Here is a 20527-nt window from a genome sequence, read left to right as displayed (position 1 = left end):
TTATCGCCCTCCAAAGAATGGTAGTCCTAGCGCTTGCATGTTTATTTCTGCATTGCTTACGCTAAATGTTCCAGACAAACTTCTGCGTCGTCTTGAACCTACTTCCATATCACCAATTATTTCTTGCGAAAGAGCGGTGTCGATGCCTATAGTGTGCATGTTAACATTATTGGATGTGATGATCTGGCCGGGATTACGCATTAGCTCTTCTCGTATCTCTTGAAGTTCTTCGGGAGTTGGATTATACTGTACTTGTAGTTCAGCAGCGACATAGTCGCGACCTACAGGGCGCATATGGCCTATATCATCAATGAAAATATAACTTGCCTGCTGTCCTCGAATTTCTTGAGATGTATCAGCTCTTCTATATGGATAACCAGGGCCAGGGGATGTACTATTAGTATCGTGTGCTTGGCTAGCTATTATCCAGGTTTCTATACTAGAATCCCATACTCTTAATGCACTACTGGAGCCCCTTGCTCCTATGTTCATGTTTAACCACATATCTCCATTGATTGGATTCTCTGGTTCTGTTTTGCTAGTAAACATTGTAGCGGTGGTTCGTTTTGGTTTTGTCGCAGCTGCTATTTTGCGCTGGATTTCTCTGGAGTGTAGATATAAAGTAACTAAATCTACCACTTAAATCCTCCAGTTATATGTTAATTATAAATTCTTCTCAAAAGCTCTAGCATCAAATAATGATATAGGTTTTTTAAATTCAACATTGTACGGGGATGGTATATTCATTTGTTTATATAGATTATGAATATACAGTTTAACGATATATCCTTGCTCTTCATTATATAATTCAATAAGACAAATTGGTTTCATAGAATTGTCCTCCAGATTGGCCAGTAAGACTTTCAACCAAGAGTTCTATTTCGACTGTGTTCTCCCAACGTCGTCCTTCACAATTTAGTGAAATTACAGAACCGGTTATGCTTATACAATCTTCTTCATTCTTCTTTAAAGTTATTGGACCGATTGCCGTTCTTGACTCTGCAAATTTGAATAATCTTTGAAATTCGCCATTAGTAAGTCCAGCGAATTCAATCCTCGCTCTTACCTCAGTTTTACCATTTGTATATGATCTTGGACTATTCGAATTCATCATATAGATGGGGTGTCTTTGTCGCGTCGTTGTTATAGAGTAATCAATAATCCTATGAGCAGGGAATACTTGATTGGTTATATGAAGATCGATTAAACAAGGCATACTTGCAATACACCACTTTCATTGCTGTTAACTCATTATTGTTTCTCTTTGGTGTATTGATGGCTATGCCATTTTATCTAACCGTGTGTATAAACCCCTGGTGATGATGATCGTCCGCGAAATAGTTCCCCCGAGCTATTTCTTCTAACCCAAATATCTTCGGAGAGTTTACCACTAGGCCGCTCTTTTCGTAGTGCGTGCTGTTGGTAATCTCCACAGATAAATTTAACTATCATTGGCTCGTCAGGTTCAAAGAAATTACCGATTCCCATCACATCAGAAAATAAAGGTTTTCCTAAGATGCTGTAATTCGTCATGGTTTTTAGTTCGAGGTTTTTAATTGCTCCACACTTAACAAGTCTATTGAATTGCTCTAAAAATCTTACGATCGCTTCCGTGTCTTTACCTTTTTTTAAAAACACATTTACGGCGTGTTTCCCATGGACGCTCCTGCCGAAGTGTTCTACCCTCAGCAGGTTGTCTTTAATTAGTTGAATGTTTTCTGAGCAGTAATCAATATTGATAAACCTTTGGTTATGCAGTTCGATTAAGTCCATCCTGGCACTCCCTCATGTCGGCTACTTTCAATGTACATTTTTTCTTGTTCATAAAATCCTTATCAATAGAGCCGGCAAGGTCGATTTGTTTGGGGCAACCCATCGCTTTATATTGTTCTCCAAACTTCCATGCCCATATTTGAGATTGGTTACCATGGGTATCTTTGAGTGTTAAACAGATGTTGCTCTCGTTGTTCTTCGAGGACTTCATGTTGACTACTTCTAAGTTGCGAATGATAAAGGTTGGTGCGCTAAACGTTCTATCGTAAGGAAGCAGGTTAAGTTCGGCTATCGTATTATTGCTAATATCTGCTATGTTAATTTCACAATCGATAATAAGTTCTTTTTCGACTACTTGTATATCAGCATCGGTTATCATTTTTGCGATAGACTCATTTAAACTTTGTTTGAAATCATCTAGCTTATCAACCGATATGGCTAATCCGCAAGCAGCATCATGACCGCCGAAGCTAAGAATGTTTCCCTTAGCAAGCTCAAATGAAAGTAGAGCCTGGAGACTAATACCGTTTGCGCTGCGGGAAGAACCGCTCAAGACTTCGTCTCCTTGTAATACGAAAGCTGGTTTACCGAATTTCTCTGCTAACTTACCAGCTATTGGGCCTGCAATGCCTACAGGGTATTCGTTAGCATCAAAGATACATACGTAGTCATTGTCGAAGTTCAGGGCGTCTATGGCCTTCTCTGCCCGTTTGGTGTGAGATTTTCTTTCGTTGTTAACTTCTTCAATGTCAATAATAGCGTCGATGATTTCTTGCTTTTCGTTATCATTCATATAAAAGAGCACAGCTGCTTGCTGAATATCTCCCATGCGTCCACAAGCATTAAGTCTTGGGGCTACATCCCAGGCGATATCGGTAGCGTTTAGTGTTTCTTTGCCGAGACGATCTTTGAAAATTTGGAAGGCTTTAGGGCAAGTATTGTCTTGATTGAGTTGATGAAGTCCCATATTAACTAGTGCCATATTTTCAATGGTTAGCGGCATTACATCAGCAATGGTGCCAATTGCTACAGCGAATATGTATTCATCAACGATAGAAAGATCCAGCTTTTGATCAATCAATTGACACACTTTCCAAGCTACGCCTACCCCTGCTAAATGCTTCCCAGTATCATCTGGTCCAACATATGGATCACAGATAAGGCAATCAGGTAGAACAGGTTGTGGTTGGTGGTGATCTGTTACGACTACTTCAATGCCGTTAGCTTGTAAGTAAGCTATTTGCTCTAAGCAAGCCACGCCATTGTCTACAGTGATTACTAAGATATCTTTCACGCCATCTTGTTCTTTTCTGGCTACAAGGTTTTGGCAAAAGTTCATGTTCATACCATAGTGTTCGTAGCGATCAGGGTAGTAAACGAATACCTCATTATCAGTGATTCTACGGAGATAGTCGGTCATTACAAACCCGCTAGTAATTCCGTCTACGTCATAGTCGGCAAATATCCAGATTTCAGCATTAGGTTTACTTGTGTATTCAATTATTACATCAGCTACGGCGCCGGCATTAATGATAGAGGAAGGATCTTCAAGTAAGCTGTTTGGGTTATGCAAAAGAGCATTAGCAAGTTCTAACTCGATATTACGATTCAGAATAACTTTTGCCATCAAGTCGCTTATCTTTAGCTCTCTAGCGTATCTTTTTACTTGTAGAAGGTTTGGTGTTTTTAATTTCCAGTTCATTGGGTGTTCTCCTTTGTTCGTAATATTGCTCGACGATATAAGCGATTTGTCCTGATTTGCTACGTTTTTCTTTTGTAGCATCCTCAACTATTAGTTTAGCTATTTCAACGGGCAAGATTACCGATTCCTTGCTATGTGTTTCTTTATTGTATGCCATTATTCGGCACCACCTTATCGGATTGTTTGCAGTTCCGAACAGTTCGGAACTTATATTTATTATAATCTTTTTAGTGGTGAAAGTCAACATATTTTAGCAAGGCAAATGAAAAGCCCCCATGTTATGTGAGGGCTTAGCAACATTAATTTTTAGGAGTCAATCCGGTAAAAAAATCAATAAGCGCATCTTGGGTAGCGGATTCATTAATTGCTTCGAAAATCGCATTGGCTATTTCTTGAGCTTGCGCTGAAACAACAGGAGGTGGGTTAGTAATGCGATCCTGTGGGAACATGATTAACTTGGCACCATAATCAGGCTTGGGTGAACCTTGGGGTTTTTTGGGGCAGCAGCTTCCTTGCCCAGCATCGGTTTGATAACTAACAACAGATACAGTATTTACATTAAGCTCTTTCATTTGACCATTACCATACTGGTAAGCAAATGCCACCATAATTTCATCTTCCATCGCTTCACGCAGCTGCTCTTTTGTACCTTCGAAGGCAACTTCTTCAAATACCTGACCATCACTTAAACATAATGCTGTAACTTTTAACATCTTAACATCTCTCCCTACGCATATTTTAGTGGTATAACTGCTTTCTTACCGGATTTCCGGTTTCTCTTGATGTCTTTTTCATCAATACCTAACACGCCAGCAAGTTTTGCTACGGCTTGACGCCGCTTCTGATTACATGTGTTGATATGAATTCCGAACTCTTCGGCGATTTGCCTATCGTTCCATTCTTCTATGTAATATTTGATTAGCAACTTGCGTTCAAGTGGTGTTAAGCACTGGAATATCTCAGAGCAGTTTTTTCCACTAACCCAGCTTAGGTCGGGTATGCCGATGCTGTTCTCGTAGAATTTATCTTCGAAGCAGTTTTCCTCTGCAGCCTCTTCGCTAGAGGGCTGCATGTAATCTTCGTATTCACAATTGCGGTAATGAATGTTTAATGGATTGCGCGTGAACTTCTTAATATGACGGCTTACTTCATAGCGAAAACTATTATATAAGTAGCCACAAAAGCTACGGCCCATCTGTTTGTATCGTTTGGCCATATCCAAGAAGATAACATCAAGGTCAATCTTAATTTCATCCTCAGGTAATGAGCCATACGTTTCTTTGATGAAGTTGAATCGTTGATAAATTTGTTGACGGAATACTGCTTTTTGTTTCCGCCGGTGGAGTGCTTTCTTAAGTGGATCTTCATCGATGAAGCTCGATACGAATAATTTCATTTCGCTGTCGTTAAAATCGATCTGCCCGCTTTTTAATAGCATTGTGTATTTCTTAAACAACGGATAGAATTTTTTAATTAGCTCCTCGGCTGCATCCTTGGCGTCTTCTTTGTCGTCTTCATTTGCTTCTGGCTGAAACTGATTCTGATATATAAGCACTAGCGCTTCAACATCTGCCCATTCTTTTTCGCGCTTTGCTTTCTTTTCAGTTTCAGTAAGTTCTACGATCTCTGGTTCTTTATCTGCCAAAGCATCAAGGCCCTGAACATTTTTGTCTGCAGTATCAACAGTACTTTGTTGATCTGCCAAATATAACTACGCTCCTATCCTGCCTCCTTTAATTTTTTTATCTTACGTTTTTCTTTCTTAATGTCTTCCAAGTCCATCCATGAGTTTGACTTGGGGTCCCACTGTACACACATCAAGGGTAAACTTCTGTATTTATAACCGAACATCTTTTTCTTTAGCTTGAAGTCTGCAGTCTCACGTCCCTTAACATCGATTACAAGTTGTAAGCCATCTAAGTTAGTGATAACAAAGTCTGATATATATGTGATAGCTCTGACCCATTTGTTAGTCGCTGGATCTTTGTACTTCTCTTGCAATTCATACACAACCTGGCGTTCAAAACCTTTTATACAGCCATCACGTAGTAGTTCTAGTAGATAGATATAGAATTTAGCTTCCATAACGGAATCAAATACAAACCCATCAATCTCTGCTTTTAATGCACCATACTTAGATTTCTTCTGCCCATCACCGACCGTAGGGAGCGTGAATGACTTGATAAGTTTGAACTGTTTTTGTCCCTTGAGCTCTTTGTGTAGATCCATTAAACTCTTAGACTTGTACCGGCAACCGTCAATGTCATAGAACTTCTTAGGCTTCGGTATAGTCGCTATGGCAGGCTTAGCTGCTTTTGTACTTGCTCTATTTCGAAACCTAGCCATTGATGTGCCTCCTATTAATTACTTGCCTCTAGCAGCCGATTTTTTGATAGCTGGTTTTTTAACAGCTGCTTTTGGTTTAGGAAATTTCTGCTCGTCCACTTTCTTGGGGGTGTGGCCGACATATTCCTTGATCTCCATCGCCATATCTATGCACCTCCTAGTATTAATTATTCTTCTGGCTCGTACTTAGCACATTCATATACGGGAGTAACAATACCATTTTCGACGCACGCATCGTAGATCTTTTGCGCGATTGGGCAATTGTACTTGCGACAATCAGGAACAAAATTCTCACAGGTATAACATAGACAATGTTCTCTGTTCTTTCCTTTTAATTCGCTTTGCACTGACATCGTCAAGCCATGATGCTCATACTGAATAATCATTATGCTACCTCCTATACGATTTGATGTTAACACCATACCTTACAATATTCTTTTGCATTACAGGAAGCACACATAATGCTTTCTCTTGGATAGTACAAGTTTTGGCTAATGCAAGTTGCTACGTTAGCAACCGTTTGTTCGAGTCTGCGGTAATCATCTTGCGAACGGAAAGTGAGAAAATCTTTTGCGTTTTTCACATTACGTACTCTTATTCCGTCAACCTGTCTATTATATACACCCTGGAAGGCATAGCTGTCAAGTGTATATTTTAATTTCATATCAACAATGGTTTGATCTGGTATCTTATTTGAGAAGTCTGTGATAAGCAATTCGTATTTATTATTAGGCAGAGATAAGATTGCCCCCATGTCGCCGATTAACTCAATCGGGCCTATATTGGATTTAAACATCAGCCTATACGGTGAATCAATATCTACCACGATGATTTCTTCACTACCCGCCCATTGGAGTAGCTTCATGATTAGTCCCATGCCTTCTAGGCTTTTTTTGGAGTCAACATAATCTATATACTGATTACAGACGCTATCCCACTTCTTTTTAAGATCATTCGAACTCGGTACTTTACCATTTAACAAATTAACGTAGAAGTATTTTGCTACTTTATTAAGTAGTTTAGCTGTGCTAACCGTTTCGCCAATTTGAATATGTTTGTTATGCTTAACATCATACATGGCTGGACAGGTAATGTAATCAAATAGCTGTTGCTCGTTTATTACCATGGCATTTCTTCTCCTTTGACTATAAAAGCTACGACCGCTGTTTTACTATCACATAAAGAATTTGAATATACATAGGCAAGGCTTTCTGGCAATACGAATACCTGCCCAGGGTAAATATGCGAACCCCTGACATATAATGCTTCATCGTCCATGTTTTCTATAAAGATGTAGCTTTCATTTGCATCGTATTTTAGCTTGCAGGTGTTCATGATTGCCAGATAAACCAAGTCCATTATACCGTCTCCTTAATAAGTATTATGACGTGCCCATCGTGGCACAAGAGCTACCGGCTGGGGAATAGTAATTACATTGCCTTCAATTTGCATTGAGTCTGCTGTTATCTCGTGGCCATAGTCATCAACCAGTGTGAGATTGTCTTGGGTAAGTTTAAACAAATAATTTCTAAATTGCTCTTTGAGCGCAGCATGATTTTGTTGAGCATTGAATTCCCCAATAAAAGGTTCGATGATTTCTCTGATACTATCTTCTATATGTTTCAATATGCGTTCCGGACTCGTCTTGGTTAACGACGAATCCGAATCGACAATTGTTATAACGCTATTGATACTATCTGCCATTTGGTTTTCTTTCTTTGGACTTCCATAAGCGATAAGCATAGTAAGTAATTCCGCCAAGAAGACCGAGTACAAATATCCAACTGATAGCCCAGATAATCCAGCCTAGGAAACTAAATCCGGAAGGGGCGCCTACGCCACCATACCCGCCGCCGTATCCACCGCCATAGTAACCACCACCGTGGCTAGGCATGGTAAGTAAAGAACCGATGGCTGCGCCTGTTAAGAACCCGCCCCAGCCAGAACCAGAACTTCTATAACCGCTGCCGCTATCATAATAACTACTTGCTGTAGACCCAGAAGTATTAGGAGTTTGTGCTGCTTGCGTGTTTGCTGTTGTTTTCGGTGCTAAGTTATTTGTGGAGTTAGGTGCTGACTTATAACCAGATACGCTGCCACCGCCACTTGTTACTGTACTTCCATCGGAAGTCTTATATGATGAACCAGCAGATGGCGTTGATTTATAGCCAGACACAGAACCTGAACTGCTTGGACTAGGACTGCTCGAAGAACCAGATTTAAAGCCTGATGAACTACTACTGCTTTTGAAGCTGCTTGAGCCCTTGGCGTCAACTGCTCCGCCGGCAAAGAATACTAGCACAGTAAAGACTAACAGCAATGATAGCCACTTTTTCATGTTAGCCCACCACCTTAATAACAAGGGCATCGATATTCTCAGGAGCGATTATTACTTCTTGCCCGTCGCCGATGTCGATAATTAAAAGCTCTTGCTCTTTAATGAAGCCGATCACATGATCCTGGCTCGGCATCATAAATGTGCCTGTAAATTCATTTCCTGCTGTTGTTAAAAATTTTACTTCAAACTTCTTGTTCATAATTGATAAACCCTCCAATAATTTTTTTACCTGCAATTTCACAGGGGGTTTATCTTGTGTGCTTTATTATTATTTCATCTTATTTTGAATCCCTTAGCTATCTTTTTACACTGTGACTATTGTTATATTCAACAAACCATACCGCCCATACAAAGAGATCGGTAGGTGTGCTAGGGATCGGTCTACACGCCACAACTGGCATGTCATCACCAAGTTGAGCTTCTATCGCCTGAAAGATAGCATCTCGGCCGTTTTCGGGTAGCTCTACACTGTCGGCGATAGGCGTAAGCTTTTCTCTTGCTTCAAAGATTGATGGTAAAGTACCATCATAGAATAGATTATGAAGTAATGTCGCTGCAAGAAGGATCTCAACGAAGGTCTGCGAACCATGCTCTGTGATCTGTTTCTTCTTTTTGAGCATGTCAATAAGGACATCTGCTACTTTATTTGCGTGCTTTAGATTGTGAAAGCTACCGTATTGTGCGTATGATTGAATAACAAATTCCTTAATTTCTTTAATTTTTATATTGTTGAGATGCCTTCCTTCTTCATACTTGAAATGTTCTGTTACTAAATCCATGTCCATCATTTTAAGTTCAATCCTTTCAAATACTATCCTGGTATACCTAAACTATTAAGCATGGCATTTCACTACGATCTGTTCTTTGGTTATCATACGAGCCAATAGATCAGATCGATGCTTTTTGGTATTACAAACATTGAACTTTTCGTTCTGGCCACACTGGTTAAGGCATTTAACATGGCTAGGGGTGTATGCGCGGCAACCATAACAGAGAGGACACATTTCATAGTTAGGGCAATCGATTTGTGTGCCTTTCACTTCAGAAGCGGTCTTCTGTTTATTCATCATTAGGAGTCACCTCTCTATTAGCATCAGACAGCCTGTGTAGATGGTCAAAACAGATAATCACATTTGTGCCGCTGATTGGAATTTTTAATAGCTTCTTACCTTCGAGCTCTCCGCGAAGCTTTATGTTTGCTTCGGAAACGCCCATGCGCTCAGCTTGAGATTTTTCCCTTTCACAGAGAGTACATACATCGCTATGGTTACCAAAATGAATATTGTCTTTGCCTGTAGTAATTCCGAATAGTCCCATTGTGATATCCTCCTAAAATTTAATTGGTATAAATTAACGCATCATAGCGCTTCATCGTGTCGACAGGGCACTCAGTGATCTTAGAATAGTTAGGTGAAAAATAGTGATAGGTCTTGCCCTTATATGACGACTTCTTGTTTTTTGCCCAATCAAGTTCTAGGATTGGCATTTTTTCATCAGTGCCTTCTTCGTTATAATAAATAGTGGCTGACTGCTTATTGCGGTTAACATCACTATGTACTAAAAATAATACGCTTGCTTCGTAAACATACCTGCCAGATTCTTTAACATCACCGACGGTAGGCCGACGGTTCTGCTCTATTTTTTTCAAATGGAGTGAGCCAAATATAGGAACCTTCAATTCTTCAACGGCCCATTTCTTAACCTGCTTAGCGATATGATCGTTAAGCTCCTTATCTGATTTAAAATTCTTGCTGGCAAAAGTCATATCAGATAAGGAATCTATGCCTATGATAATATTATAATCGGGATCATACGCTTTTACATACATCTGTACTTTTTTAGCGTGGTCGATTAGTTGCTCACCGCAAGTGATTTTAGTGCCGTCAGTAAGCAGGAATTGCTTATTTAGATCCTTTAGGTACTGAAGTCCTGATTCGCGCTTGTCGAGCCACTCCTGACATTGAGCAGCTCCTTCTTCAGCGTTGTCTATCATTTCCTGATAGCGCTGCGGTTTCGAGGCTACTGATATAGGAATGAGTTCGTTCATAGCAATCAAGCGAGGGATGATTTCTTCTTTGGCATCATCGAGTGAGTAATATAAGCCAAATAGTTTATTGTCAGGGTTTGTGCAGTAGTCAAATAACAAGTTTAACATTAAAGCAGATTTACCGGTATTTGATTCGCCAGCAAACATAAATAGACCGAGCTCTAATCCTTCCATTCTTCTGTCGAATTCAGAGAAGCTGGGGCAACTATAACCCTTGCCTTTCTTCCATGCTTGCTCATTAAATTCGTCGTACTCGCCCTCTGCCATTTCAAAAAAGTCTTCCATTTCAACAGAGTACGGGTTTTTCAAAAGATTATCAATTAAGGATTTATCTTCGGCCATGGTAGTTTCCCCCTAGTCTTTTAGCTTACACTCTCCACCTACGCACATCCCAATATCTCTAAAGGAAGCACATCCGTATGTCTTACCGGACCGAAGCATTTCGTAGGCGCTTGTCGCTGTAGTGTTAATCTCTTTTTCATCTAGGGGAGGATCATTAAGTTCGTTCCACTCGTTCAAAATCTCAATGACATCCTGCAGTTGTTTGCCTGATTGCATGAGGCTTGACGCCAGAGCTACTGTAGTATTGTTGCGCTGTCCCTTTTGTGAGCCTATGGACAAGATTTCTTTTACGCAAGGCAGTAGTTTTTTCGGCGTTGACGGGATTATAAATTCACGTCTCTCTTTGCTTACAGTTTTATCTTTAGCTTTATTAAGTGTATCGACTATAGTGCGAAACTTAATCGTGCTATAGTACAATGTCCTAGGAGCAGTAACTTCAATCTCTCTTGGCTCTGATGCCCATTCTTGTATAGATTCGAGTGTGCAAACCCATAACATATCAGAAGAGATTGGTACTTTATATAGTCCTGTTTTACTATTAATGCTGTTCGGTAGTCTAAACAATCGTTTACGGTCATAGATTCGTGTATCAATTGTTTCGCATTTCATTTCATCGGCAACGTTTACGGCGATTGCTTTAAAGGTAGTATTAAGATCTTTGCATGGTGAAATGCCAAGTATCTCGGCTGGTATAATGACATGAAACCCTTTAGCTCCAGAGAAGTAGATTTGAAACATGTCCCGGGGGATCTTGAAGTAATCCTCCAAGAACTGAATCGTCATCATGGCGTCTCGTTTGACCTTTTCGAAACTTTTTTCGTCTGCAATATCTAAGTCTAGGTCGATATACATATCGCCATATATATTACAGCTCGTAATCTCTTCTGTTTCATAGCTGTAGATGCAGCGGTAAACATCGGTGTTCTTAAAATCTTTGATAACTTTCTGCATTTTATTGTCGAAGTCATCATCTTGTGGTAGATAGATATTGCGCCGGAAGAATCCATTCTTGGCGCCACCAAACTCTGCTATAAATCCATCCATTGCTCAGCCCTCCAAATGATATGGTTGGCTTTGCTAAGTTCCGCTTGAGCTGCTGTATGCTTCAGATTTTCATATACTTGAGCTTCATATCGTGTAATATCAAGTACGTTAGTAACCTTGGCGATTTGGTTCTTATCAGCATTAACAGCGTCAATTAGTGACAGTATAAAGTCAAGCGGTCGTACAAAGCCTAGCTTGCTGTATTTGCTTAATAAATAGTTTAAAGAACCAGAGTCGCGCTTGCGGTCTACTAAGTCCTTGCTTATCATTGAAGTGGTGTAGAAGTAATCAACAAGCTGGTCTATTGTAAAACGTATCCGCATCTCCATATAAAAAGCAGTTTTTGTTTCTATCTTTGTATGAGGATTGAATCGCGGTACAGGCGGCAATAGGTGGAGAATATGATGATAGTAGTATGTGTTTCGCTCGACCAAACTGTTCTCCCACAGCCAATCTGGTAGCTTATCAGGTGTTAAGCAATCTCCTGGTTTACTAGTTTCGATTGCTTTGATTACTTCTTTTTCGCTGAGCTCGGAATCAAACAAATAATCTATCGTTGCTTGAGTTATCAGCTTTTCTCTTTCTGTGTTGTGAGGGTAATATCCAAGTGTGTTTATATAATAGAACTCTGAGTAATCTATCATATTACTCCGCCTTGTCTTCTAGGAGCTGCTGCTCTAGCATAAAACTGGCTTGTGCGGTCTTGGAACGCTTTTCCTTTGTAGCAATCTCCAGAAGTCTTTTGTGCGTTTTTAAGGATATTGGCACAGAAATTACTTTCACAATACCATTGTCGTATGCCATATGTATCAACTCCCTACACATAGTATAGCATGCGAGTTGTTAACTTAGCAAGTAAAAGTTAATAACTGTTCCGAACATAAAGGACGCTGGGCGGGCGTCCAACTTGTAAAGTATATAGTTAGCAAGTGATATTTGTCAAGCTACCGACCAGAAACATTTTCAAATTCTAAACTTATTACACTACGCGATAGCTTTAGCTTAGTGTATAGTACGTTCGTATTACGAGAGAGAATGTTTTCTGCTAATCCTTTTGATGTTCCTATTTTATATAGAAGTAGCTCGTTATCGTAAGACATGTATAATTCGATTCCTTGCGCTGCGCACGAGCTATTGTATAGGCCCGATTGATCGCGAATAGTTACATCTTCACTTATCCAATCGATGTATTTGTTTTTCTCGATCTTGGCTACGACATAAGAATCGGGTTTAAAGTCTGCATTATAGAAATACAGATGCCGCAAACCGAACGGATATTTCCCATTGCGATTTTTATAATTAACAGTAATATTCATGACAAACTTATAGAGGTCGTATTTATTATCGAGCATGATTCTGCAGGCGCCTACTTTATCGATGGCGGTGGTCATTTCATAGTCAGGCAGAATCGATTGTGTTAGATAGCTTTGAATTTTGTACACTTCAATGCTGTTGATAGTAAAGCTGCCAGGTAGGTAAGGCGCAATTTCAATCATATTAAACTGAGTACTACCCAATAAGTCTCCTACGTTTACTTCTACCTCCAATGTAATGCTGGGCGAATCAAATTCGCTGAACGCCGTATCCTTGCCGGCGATACTATCGTGCATTAAAATAGAACGAAACTTTTCACTGACAGCTGTATTGATACGCACATTGGCGTTGTTCTTAAAAACTGGACCTACTGTGGTTACAAAATTAAATATGTTGTTGGGATCTCTAACGAATTTAGGATGCACAGTAGAACCGTACATATCATATTCTCCTGCTAACCAATTCTGACGTGCATAGACGATACGGTTCCTTAAATCGTTATTGGCAGCGCCGTTCAAAAGTTCCTTAATATTTAATAGCTCTTGCATAGAGTACTCTTGCTCGTTTTTAATTACGGCTAGCTTACTGGACATATCCTTTTTAACCAGGCTCATGTCTGTTTCTATTTGAGTGATTGATTCTTGCGACTTGCCAAGAATTTCACTAAGCTCTTTTGAATCCATTTTCGGTATCATCGATAATCCCCCTATTCAAATTGATATGATAGTAATAACATTTCCTGAGACAAACTCTCGTTGCTAGTTAGTTGGTCAAACACAGTATCGAACTCTTGCTTTGTTTTTGCTAACTGACTAACTTCGCCTTTATTTAAGTTTTGTTCTAGCAGAGAGATTTCATTGCATAGCTGAAATATATTAAGTATAAATTTATCGTATTCGTATGGACCACGATGCCGAAAATTATACAAGATCATCATTCGCTAAGCACCTCCAACGAGCTGAGCTCTTTAATGGCTATGGTATTAATGGCAACCGGATCAGTGCCAACATCAGCCACGGTTACTTTTACATTGCTATACGTAACCTTTTCGCCTGGCAAGGATTCTTCTATTAAGAAGTCAACGAGCTGTACGGCATTGGGATAGTATAATTTACTATCTTTGATGATGCCATCTTCACGTACGGCGTATGCCTGGCCATCTGTGATAAAATTAAAAGTGAAGCTGCTGTCACATTCGATAATAATCTTGTGTCGTTTTTTTAGATTGTTGATGGTGGTATCGGTAAAGTTTTTACTAAGCGGCTGCTCCGAGAAATCAAAGTTAATAAAAGAACCGCCATATACATAAAATTCAATACGTCCAGCCGTATTTACGACGCAAGGGCTACCTTGCTCCTTGGCTATGAGCGTCTGTGATCCACTTGCATCGTAGACTGCTATCGTGTCCTTGCCACCAAACACTACATACTGGCTGTCCGCTTTAGGTGTAAAATTAGCAATGTTTAATTGAAATAACGAATTGATCGCCGAGTCCGCAGGTAAGCTATAGTTATATGTAGCAGTTTTAGCTTCGCCAGGAACCTTAAAAAAATCTTTGTTGTAACTGTACGGAGAACAGTTCGCGCCGTCGAAGCTAAAAATAACATCGCTAATGGTTGCATTAGTGGATTCGAATACACAGGCAAGCCGAGAACCTTTTGTTACGGAAATTGGACCCAAAGAAACTACGGCCGTGTTGTCTTTATAAGCAATATTGTAGCCACTTGCCTGAAAGAAGATTGTTTTACCAAGCGATGTACTACTAATCTCTAGCTGAGTCCTGTAGCTATATGCCTGGGCCATATCTTCTAGTTCGGTCATATGGCAATCTACATAGGATTTAAGACTAACATAATCTCTTACAGATAGTTCATGTACTAGTTTGTATAAAAAATAGAGATCTTGCCAAATATATAATAGATCAATATTAAATTTTTCTGTATCGAAATCTGTACGCGAGGTGACTTGTGTATGGCGAAAAATAGATAATCGATCATCGATATCGTCTATACGGCTTTGCACTGTAACCATATCAGGATAGATTCCTCGCTTGGTTAGCTCTTGCATAATCTGCGATTTATAGAAATCTATTTTGAGAATAGCATCTTTATACACCTTTTAATTCCTCCTCTCCAAAACACACCTTCACATTAGATAAATAAGGAGTCTCTGTTTTATTCGGAGCTATAATAACAATGGATAAACTCGCACTTTTAATGCTCTCATCGACATGTTTAATTGTCGGATCTGACTGGTTATAATCAGAGGTCTTGATAATCTTAATACCAGAACGCTGCGAGTTGATCGGTGTTACTTCGTGACTCGTTCCATTGATGGTGAGTACATATTTAAAATAGTTGGCTGACGGGAAATGACCAGGCACATATTCGTTAGCAAAGATGGCTATGTTTTTTACAGGCGATCCTACGAGCTCGCCTGTAGTTAATACGGTCTGGGTAGTAAACGTTCCTGTCCTGGCTGCTATATCATTAATACGGACAATGTGACGCTTAGCACTATCAACAACGATAATAGTTTCCTTGGGATTAACCGCGTCCGTGGTATCTATATTTTTAAAAGCAATTTTGTCCGTGGTAGCACCATTAGAACGAAAAGTAATCTTGAGGTATTTTGTCGCCGGGAAACAAATGACGCCAGAGCCATAAGCGTATTCGCCACTTTCGTATACTGCATTTCGATTATTGATTTGAATCGGTTTGGTAATTGTGGAAGTAAAAGTAGTTCCGTCATCAGACAGCGTCAGTACATCTTTAATAATGACACTGTCAATATCACTGGTAACTTTGACTGTATTAAAATAATCTACCGAGCCAATTGTTACGCTGCATTCTGCTTCTTCGTTATCAAAGTTGACCGCGGATGGATAAAGCTTTTCGTCAGAGTTTGCTGTTAACCGGGAGTATTCATATGCAGTTATTGAGCTCGTATCGTTAATAAATTCCTGTTTAGAAGTATCAATCGTTTCTTTTAAGAATTTGTTATTGGTATAAACATATTCGTTGCCTTCGTAGCCATTACCGCGAACTTGCATGATATCGATAGCGACTGGGGTAAGACCAGTAGCATATGCCATGAATGTTTTACTATTCTCGACAGAGAAGTTGCCTTCGAAGTAGTCAGAAGTCAAAGCAACTACCCGGGCAAACTCATTATAGTTACCGCAGAGGATATTAATATCTTTCAGTCGTTCCTCTTCTGTACACAGCCGTTCTTCAACGGCTGCTAGGCGAAGCTTCATATTATTCATTAGTGCATCAAGAGCAGTACCCGCCCCAGCGACCTCTCTATTTAAGATAGCCATATCCATACCAATTTCAACAAGAGCGTTATTCATATCGTTTATGCTTGGCTCTGCCTCTGGATGCACTCGCAGCACTGTAAAAATAGGTTCATATAATTCTTTGCCGGCGAGCTCCATCGCTTTGGCCGTCTTGCCGTTTTCGATCAAATCTTGTTGATAGGTATTTTTGATTATGTCTATTCCTACTCGGTCCATGGAATACCACCTCCATATTTCCGGATTAACACATTTGTAACATAAGAAGGTTCCGCATCTTCATTATACAAACGCTGAATAGCTTTCACGTTGATGGTGTCGTTCTCAGGGTAATACTGGTAGGCGTTAGTCGGAGTGTAACTGATAGTGTAAAGACCATCGCTTAAATCAAGATTTTCTAATCCATCTGTGGTCCGCTTAATGATTTCGCCATTTTTCTTTATCTCGATATCTTTTTTTGTATCAACGCTGAAACGTGGATTCATATTAAAGAACAGCTTTTCATTTACGACTCGCTCACATGATAGAGGTAGTATAGGAGTTTCTTTAGTACCGTCAACAATGTAGAACTCCACTGAGCAATTATCATTAGTAACAGTATCGGCTACCAGCTCGATATAACTGCAGCGGCCGGTCGTTATGCTCTTGAAGATAACGCCACAGGTTTTATTAGTCATTCGATAGTATGAGGAAATTTCATCAATGCCGAAAAAGTACGTTGCTTTGGTTGTATCTTGCGTTTCGGCATCAACCGCCGGAGTTGGGTTGTTGAATGCTTCGACTGGCAACCGGGCGGGAGCGCTCGGTATCGGAGGAGTTTCATACGGCCCCTGAACGTCAATAGTAATATTCTCTATTTCGCTGGCCGGGGTAAAACGCCAACCGCCATTAGCCATCGTTTCTGTGATGCCATTATCGTCCGAAACAAACACGTTATCTTTATTGGCAGCCACTTTGTTGAATTTGTTTCGAGAAGTAACTATACGCTCTGGCGTGCTTAAAATACTCATTATGCATCACCTCCAAACTTTTGTGCCATTGCGATATTGCGTTTATCGACTTCACTCTTCGTTTGTGTCCAGGTTTCAACGTCCTGCGAAAATTTGTTTTGCTCTGAATTATAATGAGCTTCACTGGCTAACTGCTCCATTTGATATAAACTAAGCATGTTAGTAGTACGAGAGAATTGATCTTCCCCAACCGTGTTCCAAAAGTCGCTCTTAATCTGGCCAGCATCAACCTGAAATATTTCGTTTTGAAAGCTAGTAGAGCAAACGGTTATCTTTAGTCCTTTTGCATTTTTGAGCTCGTTGTATATGTTGTTAATATCACCTGCCGACTCTTCTGAATCGGCTTCGTTAATATACTTAACATCTGTGACGGTGCAATTAGATGTTTTGATATTAAGAAAATTACACTTGTATGTACCGTTGAAGGTGATTGTAATTTCTTCTTCTATCCCGCCCTCGATTGGAGTGTCGAAAGTGTAAAATACACGGTACGGTTGATGGTTAACTAATTTGTCGAGGCTGTCTCGATAGTGAGGATATTTTTGCTTTTTAGAAATACTCTTAAACAGTGTTTCTTCTATCTCCTGGCTAGATTGAACAACTGCACTGTTAATGATGTTTGATCCAGGGATGACGGTACCGTCACGATCGCGGACAACTTCATTGCTGTCAGCAAACGGAACCTCGCAGGCGATAAATGAAGTGTCTTGATAACTGTCGACATTGTTCTCGATAACCTTTAACTTTGATTCAAATTTTTGTCGTTTTTCAGCAATCTCTTTTATTGCATATTCACGGCAATAGTTTTGCACATCTTCAAGTACTCTGGTTTTTTCGTAGAGGCTAATCAACTGCGCCTCGATGCTATTGAATATATAATTAAAATCTCCAGAACTCATTTTTTCATTTATATCGCCTATATCAACAGTAGCTTCTTCGGTTAAAAGAGCTATAGCTGCATTGTAATCGCTCGCTGTTTCTATCAATTTGTATTCACCTCGTTGTATATATTACCTGATGTATACCTTATAATCAGTAAAAAAACAAAAAGACGCTCAAGGCGTCTCTTCTGCTTGTATCGGGTGATATAATCCTGGCCAGTCAACTGAATCATGTGGGAGCTGCTCATCTAGATTGACAGGAACAACGAAATAATAACTTGTTTTACAAGCGGCTTCCGCTAGTTCCTGACTGCTAAATACACCTTGAAAATCCCATGCTACCATTGTATATTCGTTTTTTCGTATATTCCACAAGCCTGATGTATGTTGACCAACTAACCATAATTCTTTCACAATTTACCACTCCATTATTTGGTTTAGATTGTCCGATCCATACTTATTGTTAAATCATGGATTCGACCCACGAAATCAGCTTTGTACTTGCTGTCTTCGTACATACCGGAATATTCGGTATGCCAATATAACTGGAGTTCGAAATCATTAAAGTATCTGGCTGCAAAATCTTCAGTAAGGTAGTCACCTTCATAAATGAGTCGATCTGAGATACGGATATCTTTTTTGTGCTGGTCAGGCATGACAGATACAAGTGGTAACTGAATCCTTACTTGATCGGTAGTTATGAATCTACATTTTGTGGTATCCCATTCGATACGCTTAGCTTTCAAGGTTGCTTCATATCCGGCTCTATAAACCGGCTGCCCTGGTTCAGTATAAAGCCCTTTCTTGATAATAATCTCTGAAGAGTTCTGATTGGCAATACGTCTGATCGTAGTGCCGATAATAACATCTTCTTCATCCTTTTGTAAGCCGAACCCGCCCAGTTCGCTCATATCATAATTGTACGTGAGCCCTTCTGCTTTTTTAACGGGTATCGCACTATTGTCCTCGTAGGCGATAGCTTTCGATAAGTTGGTAGTGTAGTAACCTTCACGAGCGATACGGAGCATCAAACGAGCTCGTGAAATTTCAATCGGTTCGTGGGTACTGAACTTCGCACTATATACCCCTTCGCGATAAGGCACGAAACCGTTATTAACAACGCCACGAGTAACGAGGCCGTAATACAAATCAGAAGCATTGATTTCAGCGTCGGTCTTACAGCATAGTTCGAGAGAACTGTCTTCTTTTCTTTCATAAAGGTAGGTGATATTATTCAGCTGCAAATCACCTCTAGTGCCATCTTCGCGTTTGTTTTGAAGAAAGACAATATCGTAGTAGTTGCTACTATCGGCATCAAGAGCTTCAATGATTGCGCAATAACGGATCTTTCTCTCTATTGTATCCGGCTCATTTAACAGCGGAAACCGTATACCGTCCCAGAAACTAAAGCTAACAATACGTTCACCGTAGGAAGCATCGTGATTTAATGGTTGGGATTTAGCTAAGAGAATACCTTCCGCTGCCGCCTGAACAGGATTCTTCCATTTATCGATGTTAAGTTCATCGATAATATAACACATTAGTGATCCTGGTGCTCCATATGTTTTAGCTTGAATATCGAATTTTACTAAGAAACCTTTTTGTGCGTCAGGAATCCGAAAGGTATAGGCAAAACCGGTATTCTTATTTTTAATTTGACGACGCAACCGGAAAGTGTCATCATCTAAGCAGCTGTGCATTTCTACGCTGTCTGGCAGTAGTGTTTCTTTTTCCAAAAAACAGAAAGCGCCATTTATATTCTCGCCTATGCTTTTGTAGATGTTAACTAATTTAGCTTTTAAATCATACGAGGTGGATGGTGTGAATTTGAGTGTCTGGCCATCGATTGATTTCTCGATAATCTTTGCTACATGATAACGAGCCATGTCGGTGATGTGAAGTACGATCCAGTCGCCTTCATCAAATTTTGCAAAATCACTATCGTCCAGGATAATTTCACTATGGTTTGCTGAGTCTTCAATACTAGTTGCCAAAATATCTACTTCGTGGACCGGAGCATTGGTTCTAAATAGATCATGATAACCGGCGTATGGTTTGTAATCTGTTACTACACCTGCCTTGGCTAATTCCATACGAAGTTGATATAATTCATCGCGCAAATCCCTGAACTCTGTTTCATGAATAACTTTAGCGGCAACAGCATTGTGCTCGATACGATCTCCTTCCGATCTTGGAAGGAAGAACGCTGCCGGATGCTCCTCAAGATTCAATGCGTTTCTTACCGTGGTTCTGTCTTTGGGATCGACAGCAACTGCGATGTATTCGGCATCGACACCGGCCACTTTTTCTACGTCAGATGCTTTGTCAGCTTTAGTAATAAAATCATAACCATCATGCAGTAGCGCAATTATATCTTCAATAGGCAACAGGCTTGTCGATATTTTTGTAAGATCATTATCAGACATTGTTAT

28 protein-coding genes are annotated in these 20527 nt (G+C 39.9%); all 28 read right to left on the bottom strand.

The genetic code is table 11. The features are described 5' to 3' along the window. The 28 genes from ACZ449_RS01075 to ACZ449_RS00940 all read right to left on the bottom strand — a co-directional run bounded on the left by ACZ449_RS01075 (nt 1) and on the right by ACZ449_RS00940 (nt 20521). Nucleotides 1-639 carry a hypothetical protein gene (locus tag ACZ449_RS01075; protein WP_464256659.1) on the bottom strand — a complete coding sequence of 213 codons (639 nt, stop codon included), beginning with the start codon at nt 637-639 and terminating at the stop codon, nt 1-3. A 654-nt stretch (nt 640-1293) separates the two neighbouring features. Continuing rightward, nucleotides 1294-1773: a hypothetical protein gene (locus tag ACZ449_RS01070; RefSeq protein ID WP_464256658.1), complete on the bottom strand. Its 480-nt coding sequence runs from the start codon at nt 1771-1773 to the stop codon at nt 1294-1296. Then, the gene (locus tag ACZ449_RS01065; RefSeq protein ID WP_464256657.1) at nt 1751-3475 is read right to left on the bottom strand and encodes a single-stranded-DNA-specific exonuclease RecJ; all 1725 of its coding nucleotides are present in this window, start codon (nt 3473-3475) and stop codon (nt 1751-1753) included. Before ACZ449_RS01065 ends, ACZ449_RS01070 begins: the two co-directional genes overlap by 23 nt. After that, nucleotides 3423-3632 carry a hypothetical protein gene (locus tag ACZ449_RS01060; protein WP_464256656.1) on the bottom strand — a complete coding sequence of 70 codons (210 nt, stop codon included), beginning with the start codon at nt 3630-3632 and terminating at the stop codon, nt 3423-3425. Before ACZ449_RS01060 ends, ACZ449_RS01065 begins: the two co-directional genes overlap by 53 nt. 142 nt (nt 3633-3774) lie before the next feature. Further along, entirely contained in the window at nt 3775-4188 is a 414-nt protein-coding gene (locus tag ACZ449_RS01055; protein WP_464256655.1) for a hypothetical protein, read from the bottom strand. Between the two features lie 14 nt (nt 4189-4202). Continuing rightward, nucleotides 4203-5180: an RNA polymerase sigma factor gene (locus ACZ449_RS01050; protein WP_464256654.1), complete on the bottom strand. Its 978-nt coding sequence runs from the start codon at nt 5178-5180 to the stop codon at nt 4203-4205. 14 nt (nt 5181-5194) lie between these two features. After that, complete coding sequence (locus ACZ449_RS01045) at nt 5195-5821, bottom strand: DUF1064 domain-containing protein (protein ID WP_464256653.1); 627 nt, start codon at nt 5819-5821, stop codon at nt 5195-5197. Between the two features lie 18 nt (nt 5822-5839). After that, nucleotides 5840-5965, bottom strand: a complete 126-nt coding sequence (locus tag ACZ449_RS01040; protein WP_464256652.1) for a hypothetical protein — start codon at nt 5963-5965, stop codon at nt 5840-5842. Between the two features lie 23 nt (nt 5966-5988). Continuing rightward, complete coding sequence (locus ACZ449_RS01035; RefSeq protein ID WP_464256651.1) at nt 5989-6207, bottom strand: hypothetical protein; 219 nt, start codon at nt 6205-6207, stop codon at nt 5989-5991. Between the two features lie 26 nt (nt 6208-6233). Further along, nucleotides 6234-6947: a hypothetical protein gene (locus tag ACZ449_RS01030; protein WP_464256650.1), complete on the bottom strand. Its 714-nt coding sequence runs from the start codon at nt 6945-6947 to the stop codon at nt 6234-6236. Further along, entirely contained in the window at nt 6941-7180 is a 240-nt protein-coding gene (locus ACZ449_RS01025) for a hypothetical protein (RefSeq protein ID WP_464256649.1), read from the bottom strand. The genes ACZ449_RS01030 and ACZ449_RS01025 overlap by 7 nt, the downstream gene beginning before the upstream one ends. Nucleotides 7181-7192: 12 nt before the next feature. After that, the gene (locus ACZ449_RS01020; RefSeq protein WP_464256648.1) at nt 7193-7525 is read right to left on the bottom strand and encodes a hypothetical protein; all 333 of its coding nucleotides are present in this window, start codon (nt 7523-7525) and stop codon (nt 7193-7195) included. Beyond that, the gene (locus ACZ449_RS01015; protein WP_464256647.1) at nt 7515-8159 is read right to left on the bottom strand and encodes a hypothetical protein; all 645 of its coding nucleotides are present in this window, start codon (nt 8157-8159) and stop codon (nt 7515-7517) included. Before ACZ449_RS01015 ends, ACZ449_RS01020 begins: the two co-directional genes overlap by 11 nt. A gap of 1 nt (nt 8160) precedes the next feature. Further along, nucleotides 8161-8358, bottom strand: a complete 198-nt coding sequence (locus ACZ449_RS01010) for a hypothetical protein (protein WP_464256646.1) — start codon at nt 8356-8358, stop codon at nt 8161-8163. A gap of 97 nt (nt 8359-8455) precedes the next feature. Next, entirely contained in the window at nt 8456-8947 is a 492-nt protein-coding gene (locus ACZ449_RS01005) for a hypothetical protein (RefSeq protein WP_464256645.1), read from the bottom strand. A gap of 45 nt (nt 8948-8992) precedes the next feature. Next, a complete protein-coding gene (locus tag ACZ449_RS01000; RefSeq protein ID WP_464256644.1) occupies nt 8993-9229 on the bottom strand; it encodes a hypothetical protein in 237 nt (78 codons plus the stop codon). Further along, complete coding sequence (locus ACZ449_RS00995; RefSeq protein WP_464256643.1) at nt 9219-9476, bottom strand: hypothetical protein; 258 nt, start codon at nt 9474-9476, stop codon at nt 9219-9221. Before ACZ449_RS00995 ends, ACZ449_RS01000 begins: the two co-directional genes overlap by 11 nt. 19 nt (nt 9477-9495) lie before the next feature. Then, entirely contained in the window at nt 9496-10548 is a 1053-nt protein-coding gene (locus tag ACZ449_RS00990; RefSeq protein ID WP_464256642.1) for a DnaB-like helicase C-terminal domain-containing protein, read from the bottom strand. Between the two features lie 12 nt (nt 10549-10560). Beyond that, complete coding sequence (locus ACZ449_RS00985) at nt 10561-11592, bottom strand: primase alpha helix C-terminal domain-containing protein (protein WP_464256641.1); 1032 nt, start codon at nt 11590-11592, stop codon at nt 10561-10563. Beyond that, nucleotides 11577-12236 (bottom strand): hypothetical protein, encoded by a 660-nt coding sequence (locus ACZ449_RS00980; protein WP_464256640.1) that lies wholly within the window; start codon nt 12234-12236, stop codon nt 11577-11579. The genes ACZ449_RS00985 and ACZ449_RS00980 overlap by 16 nt, the downstream gene beginning before the upstream one ends. Nucleotide 12237: 1 nt before the next feature. Then, nucleotides 12238-12396 carry a hypothetical protein gene (locus ACZ449_RS00975; protein ID WP_464256639.1) on the bottom strand — a complete coding sequence of 53 codons (159 nt, stop codon included), beginning with the start codon at nt 12394-12396 and terminating at the stop codon, nt 12238-12240. Between the two features lie 140 nt (nt 12397-12536). Continuing rightward, entirely contained in the window at nt 12537-13601 is a 1065-nt protein-coding gene (locus ACZ449_RS00970; protein WP_464256638.1) for a hypothetical protein, read from the bottom strand. 238 nt (nt 13602-13839) lie between these two features. Continuing rightward, nucleotides 13840-15021 carry a hypothetical protein gene (locus ACZ449_RS00965; RefSeq protein WP_464256637.1) on the bottom strand — a complete coding sequence of 394 codons (1182 nt, stop codon included), beginning with the start codon at nt 15019-15021 and terminating at the stop codon, nt 13840-13842. Next, entirely contained in the window at nt 15014-16423 is a 1410-nt protein-coding gene (locus tag ACZ449_RS00960; RefSeq protein WP_464256636.1) for a hypothetical protein, read from the bottom strand. The genes ACZ449_RS00965 and ACZ449_RS00960 overlap by 8 nt, the downstream gene beginning before the upstream one ends. Then, the gene (locus ACZ449_RS00955) at nt 16411-17214 is read right to left on the bottom strand and encodes a hypothetical protein (protein WP_464256635.1); all 804 of its coding nucleotides are present in this window, start codon (nt 17212-17214) and stop codon (nt 16411-16413) included. Before ACZ449_RS00955 ends, ACZ449_RS00960 begins: the two co-directional genes overlap by 13 nt. Then, complete coding sequence (locus ACZ449_RS00950; RefSeq protein ID WP_464256634.1) at nt 17214-18200, bottom strand: hypothetical protein; 987 nt, start codon at nt 18198-18200, stop codon at nt 17214-17216. Before ACZ449_RS00950 ends, ACZ449_RS00955 begins: the two co-directional genes overlap by 1 nt. Nucleotides 18201-18269: 69 nt before the next feature. Then, the gene (locus tag ACZ449_RS00945) at nt 18270-18509 is read right to left on the bottom strand and encodes a hypothetical protein (RefSeq protein WP_464256633.1); all 240 of its coding nucleotides are present in this window, start codon (nt 18507-18509) and stop codon (nt 18270-18272) included. Nucleotides 18510-18532: 23 nt separating this feature from the next. Next, nucleotides 18533-20521 carry a hypothetical protein gene (locus tag ACZ449_RS00940; RefSeq protein WP_464256632.1) on the bottom strand — a complete coding sequence of 663 codons (1989 nt, stop codon included), beginning with the start codon at nt 20519-20521 and terminating at the stop codon, nt 18533-18535. Nucleotides 20522-20527 lie beyond the last annotated feature (6 nt).

Source organism: Desulfosporomusa polytropa (genome assembly GCF_055380075.1).
The sequence above is the reverse complement of the archived record's forward strand: the minus strand, read 5'-3'. Positions and strand labels throughout refer to the sequence as shown.

What these genes read in the sequence shown, in the direction of transcription:
- ACZ449_RS00960 (WP_464256636.1), bottom strand. Translation starts at nt 16,423, where the DNA reads ATGGACCGAGTAGGAATAGACATAATCAAAAATACCTATCAACAAGAT.
- ACZ449_RS01030 (WP_464256650.1), bottom strand. Translation starts at nt 6,947, where the DNA reads ATGGTAATAAACGAGCAACAGCTATTTGATTACATTACCTGTCCAGCC.
- ACZ449_RS01060 (WP_464256656.1), bottom strand. Translation starts at nt 3,632, where the DNA reads ATGGCATACAATAAAGAAACACATAGCAAGGAATCGGTAATCTTGCCC.
- ACZ449_RS01025 (WP_464256649.1), bottom strand. Translation starts at nt 7,180, where the DNA reads ATGGACTTGGTTTATCTGGCAATCATGAACACCTGCAAGCTAAAATAC.
- ACZ449_RS01020 (WP_464256648.1), bottom strand. Translation starts at nt 7,525, where the DNA reads ATGGCAGATAGTATCAATAGCGTTATAACAATTGTCGATTCGGATTCG.
- ACZ449_RS01010 (WP_464256646.1), bottom strand. Translation starts at nt 8,358, where the DNA reads ATGAACAAGAAGTTTGAAGTAAAATTTTTAACAACAGCAGGAAATGAA.
- ACZ449_RS01055 (WP_464256655.1), bottom strand. Translation starts at nt 4,188, where the DNA reads ATGTTAAAAGTTACAGCATTATGTTTAAGTGATGGTCAGGTATTTGAA.
- ACZ449_RS01070 (WP_464256658.1), bottom strand. Translation starts at nt 1,773, where the DNA reads ATGGACTTAATCGAACTGCATAACCAAAGGTTTATCAATATTGATTAC.
- ACZ449_RS00940 (WP_464256632.1), bottom strand. Translation starts at nt 20,521, where the DNA reads ATGTCTGATAATGATCTTACAAAAATATCGACAAGCCTGTTGCCTATT.
- ACZ449_RS00955 (WP_464256635.1), bottom strand. Translation starts at nt 17,214, where the DNA reads ATGAGTATTTTAAGCACGCCAGAGCGTATAGTTACTTCTCGAAACAAA.
- ACZ449_RS00970 (WP_464256638.1), bottom strand. Translation starts at nt 13,601, where the DNA reads ATGATACCGAAAATGGATTCAAAAGAGCTTAGTGAAATTCTTGGCAAG.
- ACZ449_RS01000 (WP_464256644.1), bottom strand. Translation starts at nt 9,229, where the DNA reads ATGATGAATAAACAGAAGACCGCTTCTGAAGTGAAAGGCACACAAATC.
- ACZ449_RS01040 (WP_464256652.1), bottom strand. Translation starts at nt 5,965, where the DNA reads ATGGCGATGGAGATCAAGGAATATGTCGGCCACACCCCCAAGAAAGTG.
- ACZ449_RS01015 (WP_464256647.1), bottom strand. Translation starts at nt 8,159, where the DNA reads ATGAAAAAGTGGCTATCATTGCTGTTAGTCTTTACTGTGCTAGTATTC.
- ACZ449_RS00975 (WP_464256639.1), bottom strand. Translation starts at nt 12,396, where the DNA reads ATGGCATACGACAATGGTATTGTGAAAGTAATTTCTGTGCCAATATCC.
- ACZ449_RS01035 (WP_464256651.1), bottom strand. Translation starts at nt 6,207, where the DNA reads ATGATTATTCAGTATGAGCATCATGGCTTGACGATGTCAGTGCAAAGC.
- ACZ449_RS00980 (WP_464256640.1), bottom strand. Translation starts at nt 12,236, where the DNA reads ATGATAGATTACTCAGAGTTCTATTATATAAACACACTTGGATATTAC.
- ACZ449_RS01045 (WP_464256653.1), bottom strand. Translation starts at nt 5,821, where the DNA reads ATGGCTAGGTTTCGAAATAGAGCAAGTACAAAAGCAGCTAAGCCTGCC.
- ACZ449_RS01065 (WP_464256657.1), bottom strand. Translation starts at nt 3,475, where the DNA reads ATGAACTGGAAATTAAAAACACCAAACCTTCTACAAGTAAAAAGATAC.
- ACZ449_RS00995 (WP_464256643.1), bottom strand. Translation starts at nt 9,476, where the DNA reads ATGGGACTATTCGGAATTACTACAGGCAAAGACAATATTCATTTTGGT.
- ACZ449_RS00985 (WP_464256641.1), bottom strand. Translation starts at nt 11,592, where the DNA reads ATGGATGGATTTATAGCAGAGTTTGGTGGCGCCAAGAATGGATTCTTC.
- ACZ449_RS00990 (WP_464256642.1), bottom strand. Translation starts at nt 10,548, where the DNA reads ATGGCCGAAGATAAATCCTTAATTGATAATCTTTTGAAAAACCCGTAC.
- ACZ449_RS01005 (WP_464256645.1), bottom strand. Translation starts at nt 8,947, where the DNA reads ATGATGGACATGGATTTAGTAACAGAACATTTCAAGTATGAAGAAGGA.